This is a genomic window from Streptomyces sp. SM11, from assembly GCF_002910905.1.
Lineage (GTDB): Bacteria > Actinomycetota > Actinomycetes > Streptomycetales > Streptomycetaceae > Streptomyces.
On record NZ_NEUE01000298.1, the window covers coordinates 93786 to 113414 of the forward strand.

A 19629-nucleotide genomic window follows, 5' to 3' on the forward strand; every position below is an offset into this window, starting at 1 on the left:
GCGAACCCTGGCGAACCCTGGCGAATAGTCACAGCGCATCTGACAGGGGGTTAGTGTCAAGTCAGCCGAGAACCTGGGGGCTTGAAGTGACCGGAGAACCCAACACCCGCCTTTCTGATCTGTTCGGCCTGGCCGGCTGGTCCAAGGGCGAACTCGCGAGAATGGTGAACCGGCAGGCGGCGGCCATGGGCCATCCGCAGCTGGCCACCGACACCTCGCGTGTCAGGCGCTGGATCGACATGGGGGAGTCCCCCCGTGATCCCGTGCCCGAAGTGCTGGCGGCTCTGTTCACCGAGCGGCTCGGCCGTGTCGTGACCATCGAGGACCTCGGGTTCGGCCGACGCGGGCGTGTGGGGAAACGGCGAGACTCCGGGACGGAACACAATCCCGATCAATTGCCGTGGGCGCCCGAACGGACGGCAGCGGTCCTCACCGAATTCACGGGAATGGACCTCATGCTCAACCGACGCGGCTTGGTGGGTGCGGGCGCCGCGCTCGCCGCCGGCTCAACCATCGCCGGCCCCATGTACGACTGGCTGCACAGCGACCCCGTTCTGGCGGCCGATGTTCCACCTACCAACGACCTCCTGCACGCCGATCCCGCCGGTTTCGACCGGTACGAGGCCGCTCCGGTCGGCTCCGAGGAGATCGAGGCCCTGGAGCATTCGGTCGAGGTGTTCCGCGCCTGGGACGCGTCCCGGGGCGGCGGACTCCAACGCAAGGCGGTCGTGGGCCAGCTCAACGAGGTGGGCGGCATGCTCGCCTACCGCCACCCCGACCATCTCCAGCGCCGCCTGTGGGGCGTCGCCGCCAATCTCGCCGTCCTGGCGGGCTGGATGTCCCACGACGTCGGCCTCGAACCCACCGCCCAGAAGTACTTCGTCATCGCAGCCCACGCGGCTCGTGAGGGCGGCGACCGGCCACGCGCCGGAGAAGCTCTCTCCCGGGCGGCACGCCAGATGGTGCACCTCGGCCGGCCCGACGACGCACTCGACCTGATGAAGCTCGCCAAATCCGGCTCGGGCGACGAGACCCTGCCCCGTACGCAGGCCATGCTGCGCACCATCGAGGCCTGGGCACAGGCGTCGATGGGCCGGGGCCAGGCGATGCGGCGCACCCTCGGGGAGGCCGAGGAGCTCTTCGTCTCGGACAAGAGCGATGTGCCGCCGCCGAGCTGGATGCAGATGTTCGACGAGGCCGATATGCACGGCATGCAGGCGCTCGCCTTCCGTACGCTGGCCGAGTACGATCCAGGGGCCGCGATCATCGCCCAGCGCCATGCCAAGCAGGCGCTGGAGCTGCGGATCAACGGGCGCCAGCGGTCGAAGATCTTCGACTACATCTCGCTGGCCTCGGCCTGCTTCATCGCCAACGACCCCGAACAGGCCGACCGGTACGCCCGGCTCGCGCTGGTGTCGATGGGGGAGACCTCCTCGCACCGCACCTGGGACCGGCTCCGCGAAATGTACCGGCTCACCGGTCAGTTCGCCGGATACGCCGGGATCCAGGATCTTCGCGAGGAGATCGAGCTCTCGATGCCGTCGAGTCAGAAGAAGGCCAGGGGCACGCAGATCTGACCCGGCCCGGCCGCGCGGATCCGCGCTCCCTCACACCCTGACACGTCCGTGCTCCCTCACGCCCCGATACGGGCGACCAGCACGCACGCGTCGTCCGGGCGCTCGGTCCCGCCGAACTCCTCGACGACGCTCCGGACGCACTCCTGTGCCGTACGGGCCTCTGCGAACCGGGGGGCGAGGGCGAGCAGTGCCTCCGGGCCCGCACCCCGGTCACCGCGTCGTGTCAGGCCGTCGGTGTGCAGAACGAGCACGTCGCCGGGGAACAGCCGTACCTCGTCCTGCTCGAAGACGGCGTGGGACGCGGCGCCGAGCAGCATGCCGTCCGGCGGTGTCAGGAGCCGTCCCGAACCGCCGCGGAAGAGCAGCGGTGCGGGGTGTCCGGCCTGGGCCCAGGACAGAAGGGAGGTGCCGGGGTCGAAGCGGCAGCACAGGGCGCTGCCCAGGGCGGGCTGTATCGACGTTTCGAGGACCTGGTTGAGGTGTCCGAGGAGCGCGCCCGGCTCGATGCCGGCGACGGCCATGCCGCGCAGTGCGCCCAGCATCATCGCCATCGCCGAGGTGGCGGGGATGCCGTGCCCGGTGAGGTCACCGACGGTGAGGAGGGTACGCCCGTCCGGGAGCTCCATCGCGTCGTACCAGTCGCCGCCGATGAGCCCACTCGACTCGGAAGGGAGGTAGTGCGCGGCGATGTCCAGGGCGCCGGGACCCTGCTGCGGAAGGCGCAGCGATCCGCGCCACGGCGGCAGGACGGTCTCCTGGAGCTCCACGGCCATGCGGTGCTCGGTGCGCTCGATGTGCTCGTCGCGCCGCACCGACGCACGGCTCCTGCTGACGGCCTGCTCGCTGCGGCGCAGCTCGCTGACGTCCCGGAGGACCGCCCACATCGAGGCGGTGCAGCCCTCGGCGTCGAGCACCGGCTCGCCCGTCATGTGCAGCGTGCGCGTGCGGCCGTCGGGGCGCACGATGCGGAACTCGCCGTCCATCGGCCGGCCGTCGACGAGGCAGCCCGTCACCATGGCCGTCAGCTGCGGCTGGTCCTCGGGCAGCAGCACGGACGGCAGGTCGTCCAGGGAGAGGGGCGTGGACCCGGGTGGCCTGCCGAAGATCTCGTACAGCTCCTCGGACCAGCTGGACTCGTCGGTGAGGAGGTTCCACTCGGCGCTGCCCACCCGGTTCAGCAGGGAACCGGCCATCGGACCCTTTGGCGCCTCGTGGCTCCGGGGGGCGGAGTCCTCGGCGCGGGGACCCGGCAGGCCCGCCCTGAGCTGGCCGAGCTGCTCGTCGAGGTTGTCCAGGTGGTGCACGGCCAGCTCGCACAGGGCGCGCTGCCAGCGCAGCTGGGGGTCGTCCTCGTCGAACACGACGGCGTCCCGCCGCACGGCGTCCACGTCCCCCCGCAGCCGGCGCGCCCGGTGGATCAGGTCGTCGACGGCGTCATGCGCGGGAAGCTGTGGTGCGGGGCGGTCCGCGAAGAGGGGGGACGGCATCTCGTACTCCGATACAGGCGCGGCCTAGCCGGTCCTGAAGGGTGGACCGCCAACGACTGTCGCACAGGCCACGGTGGGCCGTAAGGGATTTGGCGACACTCGATGCGTTCTTGCGTCTGGTATATGCCAGCGGCTCTCCAGGGCGGCGGGAATCCGAACAGGCTTACGTTTGGGGTGAGTTGGCCACGTGGTTCGAGACGCATGGTGGGGCGGGAATGCCGCGGAGGCGGCTCGCGTTACCTCATCAACGCGAAAATGAATCCCATTCCTGATAAGGGGGTGGGGTCGGCAGAGGCATCAGGAGGCGCCCATGGCGCGCAGTGAGATCAGGCCCGTCGTCACCCTCCGGTCCACCGTCGGAACGGGTCGGAGCTATGTGACGCGGAAGAACCGCCGTAACACCCCCGACCGGCTGGAGCTCCGCAAGTTCGACTCCGCCGCCGGTCGGCACATCCTGTTCCGTGAGGTCCGCTGACCGCCCGGAGGAAGTCTGTCTCCCTGTGTGTCACCGCTGTCCGCGGTGCGGAAGGAACGCATCGAGGAAGTCCCGTATCCACCCCGTGTCCCGCCCCGTGGTCTTCCGTGACCGCGCGGTCGACGTCGCCTTCCTGACCCGCTCGACCGCCGACTCCGGCGAGCGGGTGGAGTGGGAGGACGGCAACGCCTACCCCGTCATCGACGTCGAGACCTCGTCGGCGAGCCACCCGTTCTACACCGGTGGCCGGCAGGTGCTCGACCCGGCGGGCCGTGTCGAACAGTTCCGTCGCCGCTACGGTGCCGGCGACACGTCCGGAAGCTGACCGAACGAGACCTGGCCAGGGTTGGAGTCCGGAACTCCGTGCCGTGGATCACATCCGCGGAGGCGGATTCCAGGGAACAGCCCGGGATGGTTTATCGTTCATCTATACGTGGGTGTGAGGGGGACAGTGTCCCCGGGCCTCGCCTATGGCCCACGGGGAAGACCGCACCGTCGAAACCCCGTGGAGCCTTTCGCCGAGAGGCGACCGCCCTTCACGCCCGCACTCGAGCCGCCCCGGCCGGATTCCCCCGATCCGGCCGGGGCTTCCCCTTGTCCGCGGCGTCACCCGTACGCCCATCGAGACCGCCCCAGCAGAACAGGTTCCCGGTCATCACCCGGCGAAGACCTGCCCCGCCGCTCCCGGACCGGCGCGCTCGGAACTCGCCGCTCCCGCCCCCGCACGGGTCACATGGTCTCGTGGAGGTCCTTCGCGTAGTGCTCGATCGCTCGCCGGTACTGCTGGACGTACGGGTCCTGGCTGGTCGTGGCCGTCAGCTCCAGCAGCAGCCGCATCGCCTCGTGGTGCTCGTCGGTGTTGAACAGGGCCATCGCCAGGAACGCCCGCAGCGCACCGTCGTCCGGGAACTCCTCGACGCCCCGGCGCAGCGTCTCCACCGCCTGCCCGTACCGGCCGAGGATCCGGTACGTACTGCCCAGGCCCAGGAGCGCCCCGCGCCGGTCCTCCACGGCGAGCTCCGGATTCGCCAGAGCGCGCTCGTAGTACGGCACCGCCTCCGACTCCAGGCCCAGCACGTCGTGGATCCACGCCGTTCGGTAGGCCACCTCCGCGTCGTCGGGGTACTCGGCGGTCAGCCCGAGGAGCCGATCGCGCGCCTCCTCGGGCCGGCCCTCCGTACGCAACCGATCGGCCTCGTCCAGCAGGTCCCTCTTCTTACGTGCGCTCATGCGCACATCGTCGCAGGCGCTCGCGGACGGCCGGGTGAGTTTCGGCTCCGCGCCCCGCCCGGGGTGTGTGTTCCAGTCGGTCGGGGGCATCCGTCGGCCATGACAGCAGAGGCGAATCCCCGTACAGGCCAGAGGACATGGGTACGTGTACTGGTGCGCGGGGCGGCCCTGACGGTGGTGCTGCTGGGTCTGGTGGTGTTCTCCGTGCTGCTGGCCAAGGTGACGCTCACCCCTTCACCGGCTTCCGAGGACCTCGTCACCTCCAATCTCCGCCCCGGCCGCTCGCTGCACCAGTACGCCGAGGACTACACCTTCCTCGCCGCGTGCGAACAGGCGGGCGGAAACCTGCTGCTCGGCGTGCCTTTCGGGCTCCTGCTGCCGTTCTTCGTGCCACGCCGTCTGCGCATGATCCGGATGATGATGCTGACGGCCGTCGTCATGGCCGTCGTCGAACTGATCCAGGGAGCCCTGGTCCCGGGGCGCGCCTTCGACATCGACGACGTCATCCTCAACACGGCGGGCGCGCTGCTGGGGTACATCGTGCTGGGCCGCCGGGCCAGCCACCGCTACTACACCTACGCCGACGTTCCCGGCCCTTCCGAACAGCCGGAGGAGCCCGAGGCCGAGCCGAAGCGCGCGCCGAGGAAGGCCGGTCGTACGAAGGCTGCGCGGACCAAGTCCGCCCGCTCCCCGCTCGACCGCCTCCGCAGGCGCTGAGCCGGGCACCCGTTCGGGCCCGGGCCGTTTGCGGGCGGCCCGGCCCGGACGCACGGTGGGGACACGTCCTGCGCGCGGATGCCGTACGGATCCCCTGCCGAGGAGGAGCGACATGGCCGAAGGCCAGTGGAGGCCGGGCCGCAAGGAGACGGACGCGGACGAGTTCAGGCCCGTCCTGGACATCGTCGAACCGGCACGCCAGCGACGGCTGACCGTACTCCTGCGACTCCTGCTCCTCGTCCCGCACTTCATCGTGCTGTTCGTCCTGCACATCGCGGCGTTCTTCACCGTCATCGTGGGGTGGTTCGCGGCCCTGGTGCTGGGGCGGCTTCCCGACCCCGTCTTCCGCTTCCTGACCGGCGTACTCGGCTACGACATGCGCGTGTCGGCGAGCGACATGCTGCTCATCGACCGCTATCCGCCCTTCGCACTGACCCCGCCGGCCGACTACCCGGTGCAGATCGAGGTGCGGCCCACCCCGCTCAACCGCCTGGCGGTGTTGTTCCGCGTCTTCCTGATGATCCCGGCGGCGATCGTGCAGAGCCTCGCCGTGTACGGGTGGTGGGCGCTGGCCTTCGTCTGGTGGCTGATCACGCTGTGTCTCGGCCGGATGCCCCGGCCGCTGTTCGAGGCGACGGCGGCCACCCTGCGCTACCGGATGCGGTTCTCCGCGTACGTCATGATGCTCACCCCGGCCTATCCCAAGGGCCTGTTCGGCGACGACGACCTCGCCGCGGCCCGCGAGGGGGCGCGCTCCGCCACCCGCCCGCTGGTCCTGAGCAGCGCCGCCAAGTGGCTCGTGGTGCTGTTCCTGGTGCTGGGTCTCGCGGGGCACATCACCACGTCCGTGACCACCTCGACGACCGACGACACCTCGGACACCCGCCTCGTCGGACGCTAGATCTCGCCGGGCCGCGTTCCCGCCGCCTCGGCATAGCGGCGGGCCAGGTGCGCGAAGGCTTCCCGGAGCCCGTCCGGCCCGACGACCTCGATGTCTACGTCGAACCTGCCGAGTTCGGCGGCCAGGCCGGGCCACGACCAGGCGCCCAGGACCACCCGGCAGCGGTCCGGGCCGTACTCCTCCACGATTCCGTTGCGGACATGGCCGGCCACCACGGAGGCGGGTGCGTCGAGGATCACCTCACCGCGACAGGGCCACCCCCCTGGGGACTCGGAGCCCTGGAACCGGGCGGCGACGAAGGCGGCCACATCGCCCCCGGGCACCTCGCGCGGCGTGAACAGGGGGCCCGTGGGAGTGCGCGGGGTGATCCGGTCCGCGCGGAAGGTCCGCCAGTCCTCGCGGTCCAGGTCCCAGGCGACGAGATACCAGCGTCCGCCCCAGGTGACCAGGCGGTGCGGCTCCACCCGCCGCACCGCGGGCGGGGCGTCGGCGGTGGCCGGCGCGTACGCGGGGGAGTGGTCGAAGCGCAGCATCTCACGGGCGTGCACCGCCGCACTGAGCGTCACGAGCACGCGCGGATCGGCCTGCGGCTGAATCCGCCCTCCCGTGCGCTCGACGGCGGTGACCTGGAGCGCGTCCACGCGATGGTGCAGCCGGGCGGGCATGACCTGCCGGACGGTGGTGAGAGCGCGGGCCGCGGCCGCCCCGATCCCGGCACCGGTCGCGGCGGCGGTCCGCAGAGCGACGGCGAGCGCGACGGCCTGATCGTCGTCGAACAGTAACGGCGGCAACTGTGCGCCCGCGTCCAGCCGATATCCGCCGTCGGGCCCCTTGAAGGCCACGATGGGATAGCCCTGCTCCCGCAGCCGGTCGACGTCACGCCGCACTGTGCGCGGACTGACCTCCAGTCGCTCGGCCAGTAACCGGCCCGGCCAGTCCCGGCGTGCCTGGAGCAGGGAGAGCAGCGCCAGCAGGCGCGCTGAAGTCTTCGGCATGGCGCCAGTATGAGCGGAGAAGAGGACACACCCTGGCCGCTTCCTTTGCGAAGGTTGATCCGTACCGCACGACGGAACCGCACGACGGAACCGCACGACGGAACCGCACGACGGAAACACCGGAAGGACCCGATCACCATGACCACCGCCTCCGCGCCTCTCGACGCCGAACGCACCGACCTGCTCACCGCCCTCGCCGCCGCGCGAGCCGCCCTCATCCGCTCGGCCGAAGGCCTCGGCGACGAGCAGGCCGGTGAACGTCCGACGGTCAGCGCGCTGTGCCTGGGCGGTCTCGTCAAGCACGTCACGGCCATGGAGGACATCTGGATGCGCTTCGCGACCGAGGGCCCGTCGGCGATGTCCTTCGCCCTGCCCGACGGCGTCACCTGGGACGACCTGGCGGCCGGCACCGCGCGCGAGCTCCCGAAGTGGGCGGTCGACCGGGACGAGGAGTTCCGGATGCTGCCCGGCGAGACGACGGCCGGGATCCTCCACGCCTACGAGCAGGTCGCCGCCCGCACCGAGAAGATCATCCTCTCGGTCCCCGACCTCTCGGCGGCGCACCCGCTCCCCGAGGCGCCCTGGTACGAACCCGGAGAAGAGTGGAGCGTACGGCGGGTGCTGGCCCATGTCATCACCGAGACCGCACAGCACGCCGGACACGCGGACATCCTGCGCGAGACACTCGACGGGCAGCAGGCGACCTGACCGACGGGGCGCCGGTGCCCCGCGCGAGGATGTGCGAGGACCGGGCGGACAGAGGACCGGGCAGACAACCGGGATGGGGAGAGCGACACGATGACCGTCCTCGACAACCGGGCGCTGAACCGCGCCATGCTGGGGCGGCAGTTGCTGCTCGACCGGGCCGACCTGCCGGTCGTGGACGCCGTGGCCCACCTCTGCGGCCTCCAGGCGCAGGAGCCGCAGGAGCCCTTCGTCGGGCTCTGGTCCCGGCTGACCACGTTCGATCCGAAGGTGCTCTCGGACCTGCTGACCCGGCGGAGCGTGGTGCGCACCCATCTCATGCGCCGCACGATCCATCTCGTCACCGCCGACGACGTACTCGCCTGGCGGGCCCGCCACGACGCGATGTTGCGCCAGCGGGTGCTCGGGGTCTACCGCGACGAGCTGAAGGGGGTGGACCTTGACGAACTCGCCGCGGAAGCGAGGGACGTGACGGCCGACGGGGAACCCCGCACCGTGGCCGAGATCGTGCGGGAGCTCGCCCCGGGCCGGCCCGGTCCGGGGCCTCGGGCCCTGGGGGAGATGGTGGTCGCCGCCCTCGTCCCGATGGTCCAGGCGCCGCCTCGCGGGCTGTGGCGCACGAAGGGCGGAGTGCGTAACGTCGCGCTTTCCTCCTGGCTGGGCCGCCCGGTCGACCCGCCTGCTCCCGACGGCTCCGACCCGGTCGGCCAGGCGTTGGTCCGGCGTTATCTGGCCGCCCACGGTCCCGCCGCCACGTCCGACCTGCGCGCCTGGTCCGGCCTGGCCGGACTGCCCGGCGCGGTGGCCGCCGTACGTGACGAACTGGTCCGCTTCCGCGACGAGCGCGGACGCGAGCTGCTCGACCTGCCCGAAGCGCCGCGCCCGGATCCGGACACCCCAGCCCCGGTGCGGTTCCTGCCGGCCTTCGACAACGCGATCCTCGGCTATCAGGACCGCGGTCGGACCATCGACGACGCCCACCGCGGCCTCTCGGTCGCCGGTGAGCGTGTCGTGCTGGTCGACGGCCGCGTGGCCGCCACCTGGAGCGTCACCGAAGACGTCGTCACGGTGGATCCCCTGCGTACCTTCTCCCGGGCCGACCGCGCCGCCGTGGCCGACCAGGGCCGGGAGTTGGCGTCGTTCCTCTCCGACGGCGAGAGCGACCGCGTACGGGTGGCGGCCTCGCCGCGCTGAGCGGACCCGGCCGCCGCGAGAGCGCGCTCGTGTCTGCCCGCCCGTACCGGAACAGGCTTATTTTGTGCGGGAGTTCGTTCGGCGGGCGGCGGGGGAGGGACTGAAAGCACCGGGCGCGGGTCACACGCAGGGCATGACGTCCAGCGACGTAACCACAGAGCCCGCGCCGTACGGCGACGGAAAGCGGAACGCCCGCCCCTCCCGAGGCCGGCTGAAGGTCCTCGGCATCGGCGCGGCCGTACTGGTCCTGCTGTTCGCCGACAGCCGGATCGCTCTGCTGCCGGGGCTCGACGACCTCTTCGGCGAGGATACCCACGACCGGTCGGGCCCCGCCGTGCTCAAGTCGATTCAGGACATGAGCGCGTACGAGGCCGCCTCGGGCAACTTCCAGGTCGTCGTCGATCTGGAGGAGGACGCGAAGTTCCTGCCCGACGCGGTGCGCGGCACCCGCACCCTGTTCGTCGGCGCGGGCACGGTCGGCGCCTCCGTCGACCTGGGCAAGGTCACGGGGAACGGCGTCGTGGTCAACGAGGACCGCACCACGGCCGACCTTCGGCTGCCGCACGCGGTGCTGGGCGAACCGGCGCTCGATCCCGATCGCTCCTACGCGGTGTCCAAGCAGCGTGGTCTCCTCGACCGACTGGGCGACCTCTTCTCCGACAACCCCGGCAGCGAGCAGGCGGTCAACAAGCTCGCCGCCCAGCACATCTCGGAGGCGGCGAAGGAGAGTGAACTGACCGCCCGTGCGGAGAAGAACACCGCCGCCATGCTGAAGGGGCTGCTCGGATCACTCGGCTTCGAGCGTGTCACGGTCCGGTACGGCGACGACCCGGAGTGATCGCGTCACCGCGCACCGTCCACCACGCCCGGTCACGCTGTTCCGCGGCCGGGGCGCGGTGCCGTTCCCGGTGGCCGGAAAGCGGCATGGCGCGGGAGGCTCACGTAGTCGAGCGGTTACCCTACGTCAGCTGTTCTGGTTGATCATCAGCGCTCGAGGGGACTCCTGAATGAACCGCATGCGTACCGTACTCGCCGCGCTCGGCATCACCGCCGGACTGATCTCCGCCCCCGCGGCGAGCGCCGCACCGGGGCCCGCCAGGCCCGCGCCCGCCGCCGAGCGCCACGAACCCTGCACCGGAGAGTTCCGCGGCGACGCGCGCCTCGGCCCCAAGTGGCTGCCGAACAAGCGGCTCGCCCCGGTCGGCCCGCTCCTGAAGGGCTGGCAGCGCACCGGCGACCTGAAGCCGAAGGACTTCCTGAAGAAGTACTGGGAAGGGCCCGCGGACACCGGCAGCTGGAAGTACCCGCCCAACGACGGCTTCGCCGAGGTGAACGGCGAGATCGACAAGGAGCCCGTCAAGCTCCGCACCGGCCAGCGCCTGGACCGCTTCGGCTCGGAGTACGGCGGCTACCTCGCCCCCGCGGGCGACGCCTACGCCGAACGCGCCCTGCCCCCGCAGAGCCTGAACACCCGTGACGCGGTCACCCCTTGCGACTACCGCGTCTACAAGGTCGCCAAGCCCTTCTGGGTCTGGCAGGGCGGCATCGCACCGTGGTTCGAGCAGCCCGGCGGCGGCCAGCAGATCAAGCTCGACGCCGTGTTCCTCGACCCGGGCGAGGGGCAGCGGCTCAACGTGAAGTGGCTGCTGGACAACGCCTACCTGACGCCCGCGGGCGCGTAACCCACCATGGACCGCCGGGCATTGCACGCCGCACTCGTCGAGGCACGGATCCCCGGCGGCTACTACCGGATCGAGGGCGTCCACGAGCCCGTTCCCACCCCGCCGGACTTCCTCTTCGTCCGGCGGGGTGGGAACGGCGGCTGGGAGACCGGGGTGTTCGAGCGCGGCACGTACGAAGTCGTCGCCCGCCACCCGGACGAGGCCGCCGCCTGCGCGCACCTGCTGAGCCTGCTCGTCTGAACCCTCCCCGCACGGTGTTTTGCCGGACCGGCAAGAATCCTTGTCCGGGCGGCCGCACCGGCCGAATGATCGTGACCGGGCGGCCGGGCTCCCCCGGCCCGGCCACCCGCCGAAGCGTCACGACCGCCCCGCCCGTGCGGGGCGCCCGAGGAGAAGCCATGCCGGAGCCCACCCCCGTAGCCACGCCGCCCCACGGCCGTGCCGCCCGCCCCTCCACCGTCCTCCCCGGCGCCACACACCGGACGGTCGACGTCCCCGGCGGCCGGATCCACTGCGTCGAACAGGGCGAGGGCCCCCTCGTGCTGCTCGTCCACGGCTTCCCCGAGTCCTGGTACTCCTGGCGCCACCAGCTCCCCGCCCTGGCCGCCGCCGGCTACCGGGCCGTCGCCATCGACGTACGCGGCTACGGGCGCTCCTCGGCGCCCGCCGCCACCGACGCCTACCGCATGCTGGCCCATGTCGCCGACAACACCGCCGTCGTCCACGCCCTCGGCGAGGACACCGCCACGGTGGCCGGACACGACTGGGGCTCGCCCATCGCCGCGAACAGTGCCCTGCTCCGGCCGGACGTCTTCACCGCGGTCGCCCTGCTCAGCGTCCCCTACGCGCCCCGCGGAGGCCTCCGCCCCACCGACGGCTTCGCGAGGACCGGCGGCGAGGAGGAGTTCTACGTCAGCTACTTCCAGACCCCAGGACGTGCCGAGGCGGAGATCGAACCGGACGTACGGGGCTGGCTCGCCGGCTTCTACGCGGGCCTCTCGGGCGACACGCTCGCCCCCGCCGACCACGGAAGCCTCTTCTTCGTGCCGCCGGGCGCGCGCATGGCCGACCGGTTCCCCACGGACAAGCTCCCCGGCTGGCTCGACGAGCGTGACCTCGACGTCTACAGCGAGGAGTTCGAACGTACCGGCCTGACCGGCGCGCTCAACCGCTACCGCAACGTGGACCGGGACTGGGAGGACCTCGCCGCCTGGGACGGAACACCCCTCACCCAGCCCTCGGTCTTCATCGGCGGCGCCCTGGACGCCTCCACCACCTGGATGTCCGACGCCATCGACGCCTACCCGCAGACCCTCCCCGGCCTGTCCGCCGCCCACGTCCTCGAAGGCTGCGGCCACTGGATCCAGCAGGAACGCCCCGACGAGGTCAACCGGCTGCTGACCGACTGGCTGCACAGCCTGCGCTGAGCACGTCCGGTGCGGATCGTCCCCGTGTCAGCACGCCGTGCCGCGGGTCGCCGCCGTCGCCCGCAGCAGATCCCGGACGAGCGTGAAGTCGATCTTCTGCGGGTCGCGGAAGCGCAGGCAGCCCTTGCCCATGTCGTGGGAGGCCAGCCGGTCCCTGAAAGCGTCACGGACGTCCGTGCGCAGCAGGTAGAACGAGATGTACTGCTTCTGGTCGGCGAAGGCGATCTCCCCCGTTCCCTCCCGCTCGTAGGCGGGCATGCCGTACGCCATCGCCTCGCGGAAGCCCGTGAGCTCCTCCCGGCACAGCGCGCGCAGCGCCGTGAGGGCCTCCCGTCGGGCCTCCGGGGCCTCGGCAAGGTACTGGTCGACATGCTGCGCGCTGCTCCGGACCATGAGGAGAGCGTACGGCGGCTCCCGACGGCCCCGGCGGTGTGTCGCGCCCCGGGGCCGCGGGCCCTTCGGGCGAAGGTGGGCGGATGAACACTGCAGGCATGCTGGCCGAAGCGTTCGCCCGGGTCGGGGAAGCTGTGCACGCGGCGGTCGAAGGACTCCCGCCCGACGACCTCAACGCCCGTGTCGACGCGGGGGCGAACTCGATCTCGTGGCTGGTCTGGCATCTCACCCGCGTCCAGGACGACCACATCGCCGACGCCGCCGGAACCGGACAGATCTGGCTCACCGGAGGCTGGGCCGACCGCTTCGCGCTGCCCTTCGACGAGACGGCGACCGGCTACGGGCACACCGGCGACGAGGTCGCCGCCGTCCGGGTGGACTCCGCCGAACCCCTCCTCGGCTACTTCGACGCCGTGCACGAGCGGACCCTGGGCTTCGTCGCGGGACTGGAGGGCCACGCGCTGGACCGGATCGTCGACGAGGGCTGGTCGCCCCCGGTGACGTTGGGTGTCCGGCTGATCAGCGTCATCGCCGAGGACCTGCAGCACGTGGGCCAGGCCGCCTTCGTCCGAGGGATGCTGGAACGCGCCTGAGAACCGGCAGCAGGGCAGGGTCCGCGCACACCCGTGCACAGTCCCACCGGCGGTGCCATACTCGGAAGAAGCTGGCTGGACAGGCTTGCCATCGTCCGAAAGGTGACCGTCATGAGCTGGGCATCTTGGACGACCAGCGGAGTGTACGCGGGAACAGGTGGGGTACGCACCGAAGAAGCGGGCATCCTGAGCGGCGACCTCACGGTGCATACGACCTGGTCAGACGGACAGGCGTCGGTGGCCGTGCAGTACAGCGGCTCCTCCGACTGGTTCACCCTCACCGGCAGTCCCGTGCCGTGCCCCTCCGAGGAGGAGAGCCGCACCTTCCACCAGAGCGTGGTCGAAGCCGTCCGCGCCGGCGAGGGCGCGACCACCCCACCGGTGGGAGCGGAACCCGCCTAGCGTCCCTCACCGCACACCGCGCCCCATAGAGTGGATCACCTGATCCGTTCCCCCAGGGAGGGCGGGCGGTACACGGGGCGAGGAGCGGTGCAATGGGGCGTGCGGGCGAACGGCGGTCGAGGACGCGGAAGAACCGGCCGTTCTGGGTGGAGCTGCCGCTTCTCATCGGCGTCGCCCTGGTGCTGGCGCTGCTCATCAAGACGTTCCTGGTGCAGGCCTTCTCCATCCCCTCGGACTCCATGCGGAACACCCTCCAGCAGGGGGACCGGGTCCTCGTCGACAAGCTGACGCCCTGGTTCGGGTCGGAGCCGGAGCGGGGTGAGGTGATCGTCTTCCACGACCCGGCGGACTGGCTCGCGGGCGTGCCCGTGGACGAGCCCAACACCGTGCAGAAGGTACTGAGCTTCGTCGGTGTGATGCCCTCCGCCGAGGAGAAGGACCTCATCAAGCGCGTCATCGGCGTCGGAGGCGACACCGTGGAATGCGAGGGCGACGGTCCGGTGAAGGTCAACGGCACCGCCCTGGACGAGCCGTACGTCTTCCCCGGCAACACCCCCTGCAGCAACGACGAGGACGGCGGCCGGTTCAAGGTCACCGTGCCCGACGGCAAGGTCTGGGTGATGGGGGACCACCGCCAGGCCTCCGCGGACTCCCGCTACCACCAGGACGACCCGAACCAGGGAATGGTCCCCGTCGACGAGGTCGTCGGCCGGGCCGTCGTCATCGCCTGGCCGGTCGGCCGCTGGAGCACCATGCCGGTGCCGGAGACCTTCAAGAGCGTGTCCGACAAGTCCTGAGGCAAGTGCTCAGGGGTGCCCGGGCGCGGCGCGAAGTTCCGGAAGCCCGGCCACCGCAGCCACCGCGACTCCCGGGCGACCGGGGGCGGGGTGCGCCCCAGGAGGTGGACGGCGAAATCCGGTTCGGGGCCTGCGGGCCAAGGGCCCTCGCAGACCCCGGCCGCGTACCGGCCGTCCGGAGGGAAAGGCCAGGACGGCCGGGTCTTGGGCGCTCCGCATCTCGGTCACGTGTCCCGAATGGACGACCCGGCAGCCGCCGGTGGTACGCATCGTGGGAGAGGACCAGGGTCAGACCGCGGCGTCGAGATCCTGCGCGAGCAGCTCCGCCAGCTCCTCGACCGCCGCCCGCGCCCCGTCGCCCTCGGCGCTGAGCACCACGGTCTCCCCGTGCGGGGCAGCCAGGGCCAGTACCGCGAGCATGCTGCGGGCGTCGACCGGGTCGCGGCCCTCGCGGGCGATGGTCACCTTGACCGGCTGGCGGGCGGCGGCCTTGACGAACAGAGACGCCGGGCGGGCGTGCAGCCCGCTGCGGGAGGCTATGGCGACGGTCTGCTGGTGCATGGATCATTCCTTGGGAAGGGACGGACGTGGGGGAGGGGTACGTGTGCGGTCGTTCAGGCGGCGACCGTGACCCGGGAGTCGCCGGGGCCGGTGGCCCCCGCGTCCCTGGCCGGGTCCGGTGTCGTCCGGCGTGCGCCCTTGAGCAGGACGACGAGCGCGGTCGCCACCAGCGTCCCGGCGGCGATGGCGAGCAGGTAGAGGAACGGCTCACCGATCAGCGGGACGACGAAGACGCCGCCGTGCGGAGCGCGCAGGGTCGCGCCGAAGGCCATCGACAGGGCGCCGGTGACCGCGCCGCCCGCCATCACCGACGGGATGACCCGCAGCGGGTCTGCGGCGGCGAACGGGATCGCGCCCTCGGTGATGAACGAGGCGCCCAGCACCCAGGCCGCCCGGCCGTTCTCGCGCTCGGCCTTGGTGAACAGCTTCCTGCGTACGGTGGTGGCCAGCGCCATCGCCAGGGGCGGGACCATCCCGGCGGCCATGACCGCGGCCATCACCTTGAGGCTGCCGTCGGTCGGTTCGGCGAGACCGCCGACCGCGAAGGCGTACGCCACCTTGTTCAGCGGGCCGCCCATGTCGAAGCACATCATCAGCCCGAGGACGACGCCGAGGATCACCGCGTTGGAGCCCGAGAGGCCGTTCAGCCAGTCCGTGAGCGCGCTCTGCAGCGAGGCGACGGGCTTGCCGACCACGATGAACATCAGGAAGCCCACGACCGCCGACGCGATCAAGGGGATCACCAGGACCGGCATGATGCCGCGCAGGGTCGCGTGGACCGGGACCCGCTGGATGGCCATCACCACGGCACCGGCCAGCAGACCGGCGACCAGACCACCGAGGAACCCGGCGTTCACCGTGAGCGCGATGGCACCACCGACGAAACCGGGCACCAACGCGGGCCGGTCCGCCATTCCGTACGCGATGTACCCGGCCAGCACCGGTACCAGGAACGCGAAGGCCGCCGAGCCGATCTGGTTGAGCAGCGCGGCCCAGCTGTCCGCCTCGCCCCAGACGAAGTGGTCGGCCACCGACGTGGCGCTCGCTGTCTCGTAGCCGCCGATGGCGAACGACAGGGCGATCAGCAGACCGCCCGCCGCGACGAACGGCACCATGTAGCTCACGCCGGACATCAGATACGTACGGAGCCGGACGCCGAAGTGCGCGTGATCCGCGCCGGACGCGTCTCCGGCACCGGAGTCCGCGTCGCCGTCGCTCCCGGACACGGCGGTGATCTCCCCGCGTTCCGCCTTGCGGCGGGCCTCGGCGATCAGCTCGGCGGGCCGGTTGACGCCCGCCTTCACCCCGACGTCGACCAGTGGCTTGCCCCGGAAGCGGGCCTTCTCCCGGACCTCCACGTCGTGCGCCCAGATCACGGCGTCCGCCGCCGCGACGACGGCGGGGTCCAGCTTCCTGAAGCCGGCCGAGCCCTGCGTCTCCACCACCACCTCGACACCTTCGGCGCGGCCGGCGGCGGCCAGGGACTCGGCCGCCATGTAGGTGTGGGCGATACCGGTGGGGCAGGAGGTGACGGCGACGATCCGGAAAGGGGTGCCTTCGGCCGCTCCGGTGGCTTCCGTATCCGTATCTGCCTGCTCCTGGGCGGGTTCTTGTGCCGGCTTCTCGCCCCGGATCAGCGCGGCCACCGCCCGCGGGTCCGTTCCGGCGCGCAGGGCGGCGGTGAACTCCGGGTCCATCAGCCTGCGGGCCAGGCCCGACAGGATGGTGAGGTGCTCGTCGTCGGCTCCGGCCGGGGCCGCGATGAGGAAGACCAGATCGGCCGGACCGTCGGCCGCCCCGAAGTCGATGCCCGCCGTGCTGCGCCCGAAGGCCAGCGTCGGGGCGCTCACATGCTCGCTGCGGCAGTGCGGAATGCCGATGCCGCCGTCGAGGCCGGTCGGCATCTGCGCCTCGCGGGCCGCGACATCGGCCAGGAAGCCGTCGAGATCGGTGACGCGGTGCGCGGCCACCATCCGCTCGGCGAGCGACCGCGCGGCGGCGTCCTTTGTTGCGGCGGACAGATCGAGGTCGACCAGTTCCGCGGTGATCAGCTCACTCAACGCGGTGCTCCTTGCTCGGGGACCGCCGTGCGGCGGCTCGGGGGGACGGGGCGACAGGCTCGTACGGGTGGGGTCCGTACGGGAGTTGCGGGGGTGCGGGGAGTCATGGGGCGGGCTCCCCCAACGCGCGGTCCAGCGGCACCTCGGAGGTCACTCCGACCGACGGCAGATCGAGGTCGGCCGGGGCGGGCATGAGGCTTCCGGCCAGCTGCACAGCCGCGGCCCCGTGGGCGACGGCCGAGATGAGCGCCTCCGGGCCCTGCCCGCCCGCCGCCAGGAAGCCGGCGAGAGAGGCGTCCCCGGCGCCGACGTCGCTGCGTACGGCGGCCACCGGGGCGGTGGCGAAATACGTGCCCGACGCCTCGACCAGCAGCTGCCCGTCCGCGCCCAGGCTCGCCAGCACCGACCGGGCGCCGCGCTCGCGCAGCTCCTCGGCTGCCCTCAGCGCGTCGCCCACCGTGGCGAGCGGCCTGCCGACGGCCTCGGCGAGCTCCTGGGCATTGGGTTTGATCACGTCGGGCCCCCGGTCCAGGGCCGCGGTCAGCGCCGCTCCGGAGGTGTCCAGCGCGATCCGCGCACCGGCCCGGTGGCTCCGCTCGACCAGCTCCGCGTACCACTGCGGCGGCAGTCCCCGTGGCAGGCTCCCGCAGCAGGCGATCCAGTCGGCGGCCGACGAGCGGACCCGTACCGCTTCCAGGACGTCCTCCGCCTCGGCCGGACTCAGCTCGGGTCCCGCCGCGTTGACCTTGGTGAGGGTGCCGTCGGGTTCGACGAGCGTGACGTTGATCCTGGTGTTCCCGGCGATGGGCACACCGGCGGCCTCGATGCCGAGATCGCCGAGCAGCCGGGCGAGCAGCGCGCCCTCCGGGCCGCCCATGGGGGCGACGGCGACGGTGCGGTGCCCGGCCGCGGCGACCGCGCGGGAGACGTTGACGCCCTTGCCGCCCGGGTCGACGCGGTCGGCCGTGGCGCGCAGCACGGTGCCGCGGGTCAGGCCGGGCAGCTCGTAGGTCCGGTCCAGGCTGGGATTGGGTGTGACGGTGAGGATCATGCGCGTACTACTTCCGTGCCCCGGCTCTCGATGGAGCGGGCGTCGTCGGGGCTGAGGCCCGTGTCGGTGATGAGCAGGTCCACATCGGTGAGATCGCCGAAGCGGGCGAAGTGCTCCTGCCCGAACTTGCCGGAATCGGCGAGCAGGACGACCCGGCGGGCCGCCTTGATCACGGCCCGCTTCACCGCGGCCTCGGCGAGGTCGGGCGTGGTCAGGCCGCTGTCGGGGGAGAAGCCGTTGGTGGCGAGGAAGACCACGTCGGCGTTGATCTCGGCGTACGAACCCAGCGCCCAGGCGTCGACCGCCGCGCGGGTACGGTGCCGGACCCGGCCGCCCACCAGGTGCAGGGCGATGCCGGGGTGGTCGGCGAGACGGGCGGCCACCGGCAGTGCGTGCGTCACCACGGTCAGCGTCGCGTCGACCGGCACGGCGGCGGCGAGCCGCGCGGTCGTGGTCCCGGCGTCGACGATCACATTGCCGTCGGCGGGCAGCTCGGCGAGGGCGGCCTGCGCGATGCGGTCCTTCTCGTCGGCGGCGAGGGCGTCGCGCTCGGCGAGGTCGGGCTCGAAGTCGAGCCTGCCGACCGGGATCGCCCCGCCGTGCACCCGGCGCAGCAGTCCCGCCCGGTCCAGGGCCTTGAGATCGCGCCGAACGGTCTCGGCCGTCACCTGGAACTCCTCGGCCAGGGACAGCACATCGACCCGGCCGCTCTCCTGGGCGAGGCGGAGGATCTCCTGCTGACGCTCCGGTGCGTACATGTGGTTTCGTTTCCGTTCCATGCCCGAGTCTGTGGTTTCGCGCTCAGGTTACGTCCGAGGTGTGGGAATGTAAACACAACCGGGCGAAGAGTGGGCATGAACGGAAGGCCGGGCTCGTCGGCGGACCTGCGCGCACAGTCGGGAAGGGCGCACCCATGCACGGTGCGCCCCGCCCGGCGGGTCCGGTCACTGCGTACCGGGTCCGGCTACGGCGTTCCGGGTGCGTCCTCGCTCAGGGCGCGGGCCAGCAGGGGAGTCCCGGGAACCTGATGGCCGCCGCTGGCGAGCATGCGGACCTCGCCCCGGTCGCTGATCTCGGCGCGCACGATCCCCGTCTCGTCCTCGTACACCGGGGATCCGCCCGCCCCCAGCCGGTCGGTCAGCCGGACGGAGACCACGTCGTCCGCGGCGCCGGACAGCTGGAAGATGAGTTCGTAACGCTCGGTGTGCACCATGTGATCCATGACGGCCTCCCGGCCGGGCGCGGAGAGTACGGCCCTGCCGCCATTGTTTCGCACCCCGGCGCCCGCCGCCCGGGGAGCGACGGCCAACGGGCGGAGCCGCCCGGTCGATCGGGTGACTCCCCGATAGGACAACATGACCGATGGCCCGGAGGGCTAGGCA

General features: G+C 71.8%; 23 protein-coding genes and 1 pseudogene. 14 read left to right on the forward strand and 10 right to left on the reverse strand.

Going from position 1 to position 19629, the window contains the following annotated elements; all coding sequences use genetic code 11:
- Positions 1 to 86 precede the first annotated feature (86 nt).
- On the forward strand, positions 87 to 1577 hold the full coding sequence (locus B9S58_RS33580) for a hypothetical protein (RefSeq protein WP_103535665.1): 1491 nt from the start codon (positions 87 to 89) through the stop codon (positions 1575 to 1577).
- A 56-nt stretch (positions 1578 to 1633) separates the two neighbouring features.
- On the opposite strand, the gene B9S58_RS33585 is transcribed toward B9S58_RS33580, so the two are convergent.
- Positions 1634 to 3064, reverse strand: a complete 1431-nt coding sequence (locus B9S58_RS33585; RefSeq protein WP_103535666.1) for a PP2C family protein-serine/threonine phosphatase — start codon at positions 3062 to 3064, stop codon at positions 1634 to 1636.
- Positions 3065 to 3374: 310 nt separating this feature from the next.
- On the opposite strand from B9S58_RS33585, the gene rpmG reads away from it, so the two are divergent.
- Complete coding sequence (rpmG, locus tag B9S58_RS33590) at positions 3375 to 3539, forward strand: 50S ribosomal protein L33 (protein ID WP_103535667.1); 165 nt, start codon at positions 3375 to 3377, stop codon at positions 3537 to 3539.
- Positions 3540 to 3564: 25 nt separating this feature from the next.
- Positions 3565 to 3864, forward strand: coding sequence for a type B 50S ribosomal protein L31 (locus tag B9S58_RS33595; protein ID WP_103535668.1), 300 nt, complete (start codon positions 3565 to 3567; stop codon positions 3862 to 3864).
- A gap of 404 nt (positions 3865 to 4268) precedes the next feature.
- Here the strand turns inward: B9S58_RS33595 and B9S58_RS33600 are convergent, their stop codons facing one another.
- Entirely contained in the window at positions 4269 to 4769 is a 501-nt protein-coding gene (locus tag B9S58_RS33600) for a tetratricopeptide repeat protein (RefSeq protein WP_103535718.1), read from the reverse strand.
- Between the two features lie 99 nt (positions 4770 to 4868).
- Here B9S58_RS33600 and B9S58_RS33605 point away from each other — a divergent pair, with 99 nt between their 5' ends.
- Together B9S58_RS33605 and B9S58_RS33610 are read left to right on the forward strand one after the other, a co-directional pair.
- The gene (locus B9S58_RS33605) at positions 4869 to 5486 is read left to right on the forward strand and encodes a VanZ family protein (RefSeq protein ID WP_103535669.1); all 618 of its coding nucleotides are present in this window, start codon (positions 4869 to 4871) and stop codon (positions 5484 to 5486) included.
- Positions 5487 to 5598: 112 nt separating this feature from the next.
- Positions 5599 to 6387, forward strand: a complete 789-nt coding sequence (locus B9S58_RS33610) for a DUF4389 domain-containing protein (protein ID WP_103535670.1) — start codon at positions 5599 to 5601, stop codon at positions 6385 to 6387.
- Here B9S58_RS33610 and B9S58_RS33615 read toward each other — a convergent pair.
- Positions 6384 to 7382, reverse strand: a complete 999-nt coding sequence (locus B9S58_RS33615; protein WP_103535671.1) for a YafY family protein — start codon at positions 7380 to 7382, stop codon at positions 6384 to 6386. The genes B9S58_RS33610 and B9S58_RS33615 overlap by 4 nt on opposite strands.
- A gap of 138 nt (positions 7383 to 7520) precedes the next feature.
- Between B9S58_RS33615 and B9S58_RS33620 the strand changes: the two genes are divergently transcribed.
- The 6 genes from B9S58_RS33620 to B9S58_RS33645 all read left to right on the forward strand — a co-directional run bounded on the left by B9S58_RS33620 (position 7521) and on the right by B9S58_RS33645 (position 12390).
- Positions 7521 to 8090 carry a DinB family protein gene (locus tag B9S58_RS33620; RefSeq protein ID WP_103535719.1) on the forward strand — a complete coding sequence of 190 codons (570 nt, stop codon included), beginning with the start codon at positions 7521 to 7523 and terminating at the stop codon, positions 8088 to 8090.
- A 90-nt stretch (positions 8091 to 8180) separates the two neighbouring features.
- The gene (locus B9S58_RS33625; RefSeq protein WP_103535672.1) at positions 8181 to 9281 is read left to right on the forward strand and encodes a winged helix DNA-binding domain-containing protein; all 1101 of its coding nucleotides are present in this window, start codon (positions 8181 to 8183) and stop codon (positions 9279 to 9281) included.
- A gap of 133 nt (positions 9282 to 9414) precedes the next feature.
- Positions 9415 to 10119, forward strand: coding sequence for a DUF4230 domain-containing protein (locus tag B9S58_RS33630; RefSeq protein ID WP_103535673.1), 705 nt, complete (start codon positions 9415 to 9417; stop codon positions 10117 to 10119).
- A 169-nt stretch (positions 10120 to 10288) separates the two neighbouring features.
- Positions 10289 to 10963 (forward strand): TNT domain-containing protein, encoded by a 675-nt coding sequence (locus B9S58_RS33635; protein ID WP_103535674.1) that lies wholly within the window; start codon positions 10289 to 10291, stop codon positions 10961 to 10963.
- Between the two features lie 6 nt (positions 10964 to 10969).
- On the forward strand, positions 10970 to 11203 hold the full coding sequence (locus B9S58_RS33640; RefSeq protein WP_103535675.1) for a hypothetical protein: 234 nt from the start codon (positions 10970 to 10972) through the stop codon (positions 11201 to 11203).
- A gap of 158 nt (positions 11204 to 11361) precedes the next feature.
- Positions 11362 to 12390 (forward strand): alpha/beta fold hydrolase, encoded by a 1029-nt coding sequence (locus B9S58_RS33645; protein ID WP_103535676.1) that lies wholly within the window; start codon positions 11362 to 11364, stop codon positions 12388 to 12390.
- A 27-nt stretch (positions 12391 to 12417) separates the two neighbouring features.
- Here the strand turns inward: B9S58_RS33645 and B9S58_RS33650 are convergent, their stop codons facing one another.
- Positions 12418 to 12783 (reverse strand): iron chaperone, encoded by a 366-nt coding sequence (locus B9S58_RS33650; RefSeq protein WP_103535677.1) that lies wholly within the window; start codon positions 12781 to 12783, stop codon positions 12418 to 12420.
- 83 nt (positions 12784 to 12866) lie between these two features.
- Here B9S58_RS33650 and B9S58_RS33655 point away from each other — a divergent pair, with 83 nt between their 5' ends.
- The 3 genes from B9S58_RS33655 (at position 12867) to lepB (ending at position 14575) form a co-directional block, all read left to right on the forward strand.
- Positions 12867 to 13376: a DinB family protein gene (locus tag B9S58_RS33655; protein ID WP_103535678.1), complete on the forward strand. Its 510-nt coding sequence runs from the start codon at positions 12867 to 12869 to the stop codon at positions 13374 to 13376.
- 111 nt (positions 13377 to 13487) lie between these two features.
- Positions 13488 to 13778, forward strand: a complete 291-nt coding sequence (locus tag B9S58_RS33660) for a hypothetical protein (RefSeq protein WP_103535679.1) — start codon at positions 13488 to 13490, stop codon at positions 13776 to 13778.
- 92 nt (positions 13779 to 13870) lie between these two features.
- A complete protein-coding gene (lepB, locus tag B9S58_RS33665; RefSeq protein ID WP_103535680.1) occupies positions 13871 to 14575 on the forward strand; it encodes a signal peptidase I in 705 nt (234 codons plus the stop codon).
- A gap of 23 nt (positions 14576 to 14598) precedes the next feature.
- On the opposite strand, the pseudogene B9S58_RS39765 reads toward lepB, so the two are convergent.
- The 6 genes and pseudogenes from B9S58_RS39765 to B9S58_RS33695 all read right to left on the reverse strand — a co-directional run.
- Positions 14599 to 14803: pseudogene (locus B9S58_RS39765) on the reverse strand (protein phosphatase); the annotation flags it as partial.
- A gap of 60 nt (positions 14804 to 14863) precedes the next feature.
- A complete protein-coding gene (locus tag B9S58_RS33675; RefSeq protein WP_030082147.1) occupies positions 14864 to 15136 on the reverse strand; it encodes an HPr family phosphocarrier protein in 273 nt (90 codons plus the stop codon).
- 53 nt (positions 15137 to 15189) lie between these two features.
- Positions 15190 to 17196, reverse strand: a complete 2007-nt coding sequence (locus tag B9S58_RS33680) for a fructose-specific PTS transporter subunit EIIC (RefSeq protein WP_103535681.1) — start codon at positions 17194 to 17196, stop codon at positions 15190 to 15192.
- Between the two features lie 103 nt (positions 17197 to 17299).
- Positions 17300 to 18247, reverse strand: coding sequence for a 1-phosphofructokinase (gene pfkB / locus B9S58_RS33685; protein ID WP_103535682.1), 948 nt, complete (start codon positions 18245 to 18247; stop codon positions 17300 to 17302).
- Positions 18244 to 19005: a DeoR/GlpR family DNA-binding transcription regulator gene (locus B9S58_RS33690; RefSeq protein WP_103535683.1), complete on the reverse strand. Its 762-nt coding sequence runs from the start codon at positions 19003 to 19005 to the stop codon at positions 18244 to 18246. Before B9S58_RS33690 ends, pfkB begins: the two co-directional genes overlap by 4 nt.
- Before the next feature lie 206 nt (positions 19006 to 19211).
- Positions 19212 to 19460 (reverse strand): DUF6296 family protein, encoded by a 249-nt coding sequence (locus tag B9S58_RS33695; protein ID WP_103535720.1) that lies wholly within the window; start codon positions 19458 to 19460, stop codon positions 19212 to 19214.
- Positions 19461 to 19629 lie beyond the last annotated feature (169 nt).

Coding starts and splice junctions, on each gene's coding strand:
- B9S58_RS33630 (WP_103535673.1), top strand. CDS start 9,415: ATGACGTCCAGCGACGTAACCACAGAGCCCGCGCCGTACGGCGACGGA.
- B9S58_RS33660 (WP_103535679.1), top strand. CDS start 13,488: ATGAGCTGGGCATCTTGGACGACCAGCGGAGTGTACGCGGGAACAGGT.
- B9S58_RS33610 (WP_103535670.1), top strand. CDS start 5,599: ATGGCCGAAGGCCAGTGGAGGCCGGGCCGCAAGGAGACGGACGCGGAC.
- B9S58_RS33600 (WP_103535718.1), bottom strand. CDS start 4,769: ATGAGCGCACGTAAGAAGAGGGACCTGCTGGACGAGGCCGATCGGTTG.
- B9S58_RS33620 (WP_103535719.1), top strand. CDS start 7,521: ATGACCACCGCCTCCGCGCCTCTCGACGCCGAACGCACCGACCTGCTC.
- B9S58_RS33690 (WP_103535683.1), bottom strand. CDS start 19,005: ATGTACGCACCGGAGCGTCAGCAGGAGATCCTCCGCCTCGCCCAGGAG.
- B9S58_RS33640 (WP_103535675.1), top strand. CDS start 10,970: ATGGACCGCCGGGCATTGCACGCCGCACTCGTCGAGGCACGGATCCCC.
- B9S58_RS33695 (WP_103535720.1), bottom strand. CDS start 19,460: ATGGTGCACACCGAGCGTTACGAACTCATCTTCCAGCTGTCCGGCGCC.
- pfkB (WP_103535682.1), bottom strand. CDS start 18,247: ATGATCCTCACCGTCACACCCAATCCCAGCCTGGACCGGACCTACGAG.
- B9S58_RS33605 (WP_103535669.1), top strand. CDS start 4,869: ATGACAGCAGAGGCGAATCCCCGTACAGGCCAGAGGACATGGGTACGT.
- B9S58_RS33625 (WP_103535672.1), top strand. CDS start 8,181: ATGACCGTCCTCGACAACCGGGCGCTGAACCGCGCCATGCTGGGGCGG.
- B9S58_RS33650 (WP_103535677.1), bottom strand. CDS start 12,783: ATGGTCCGGAGCAGCGCGCAGCATGTCGACCAGTACCTTGCCGAGGCC.
- B9S58_RS33645 (WP_103535676.1), top strand. CDS start 11,362: ATGCCGGAGCCCACCCCCGTAGCCACGCCGCCCCACGGCCGTGCCGCC.
- B9S58_RS33655 (WP_103535678.1), top strand. CDS start 12,867: ATGAACACTGCAGGCATGCTGGCCGAAGCGTTCGCCCGGGTCGGGGAA.
- B9S58_RS33675 (WP_030082147.1), bottom strand. CDS start 15,136: ATGCACCAGCAGACCGTCGCCATAGCCTCCCGCAGCGGGCTGCACGCC.
- rpmG (WP_103535667.1), top strand. CDS start 3,375: ATGGCGCGCAGTGAGATCAGGCCCGTCGTCACCCTCCGGTCCACCGTC.
- B9S58_RS33585 (WP_103535666.1), bottom strand. CDS start 3,064: ATGCCGTCCCCCCTCTTCGCGGACCGCCCCGCACCACAGCTTCCCGCG.
- lepB (WP_103535680.1), top strand. CDS start 13,871: ATGGGGCGTGCGGGCGAACGGCGGTCGAGGACGCGGAAGAACCGGCCG.
- B9S58_RS33635 (WP_103535674.1), top strand. CDS start 10,289: ATGAACCGCATGCGTACCGTACTCGCCGCGCTCGGCATCACCGCCGGA.
- B9S58_RS33615 (WP_103535671.1), bottom strand. CDS start 7,382: ATGCCGAAGACTTCAGCGCGCCTGCTGGCGCTGCTCTCCCTGCTCCAG.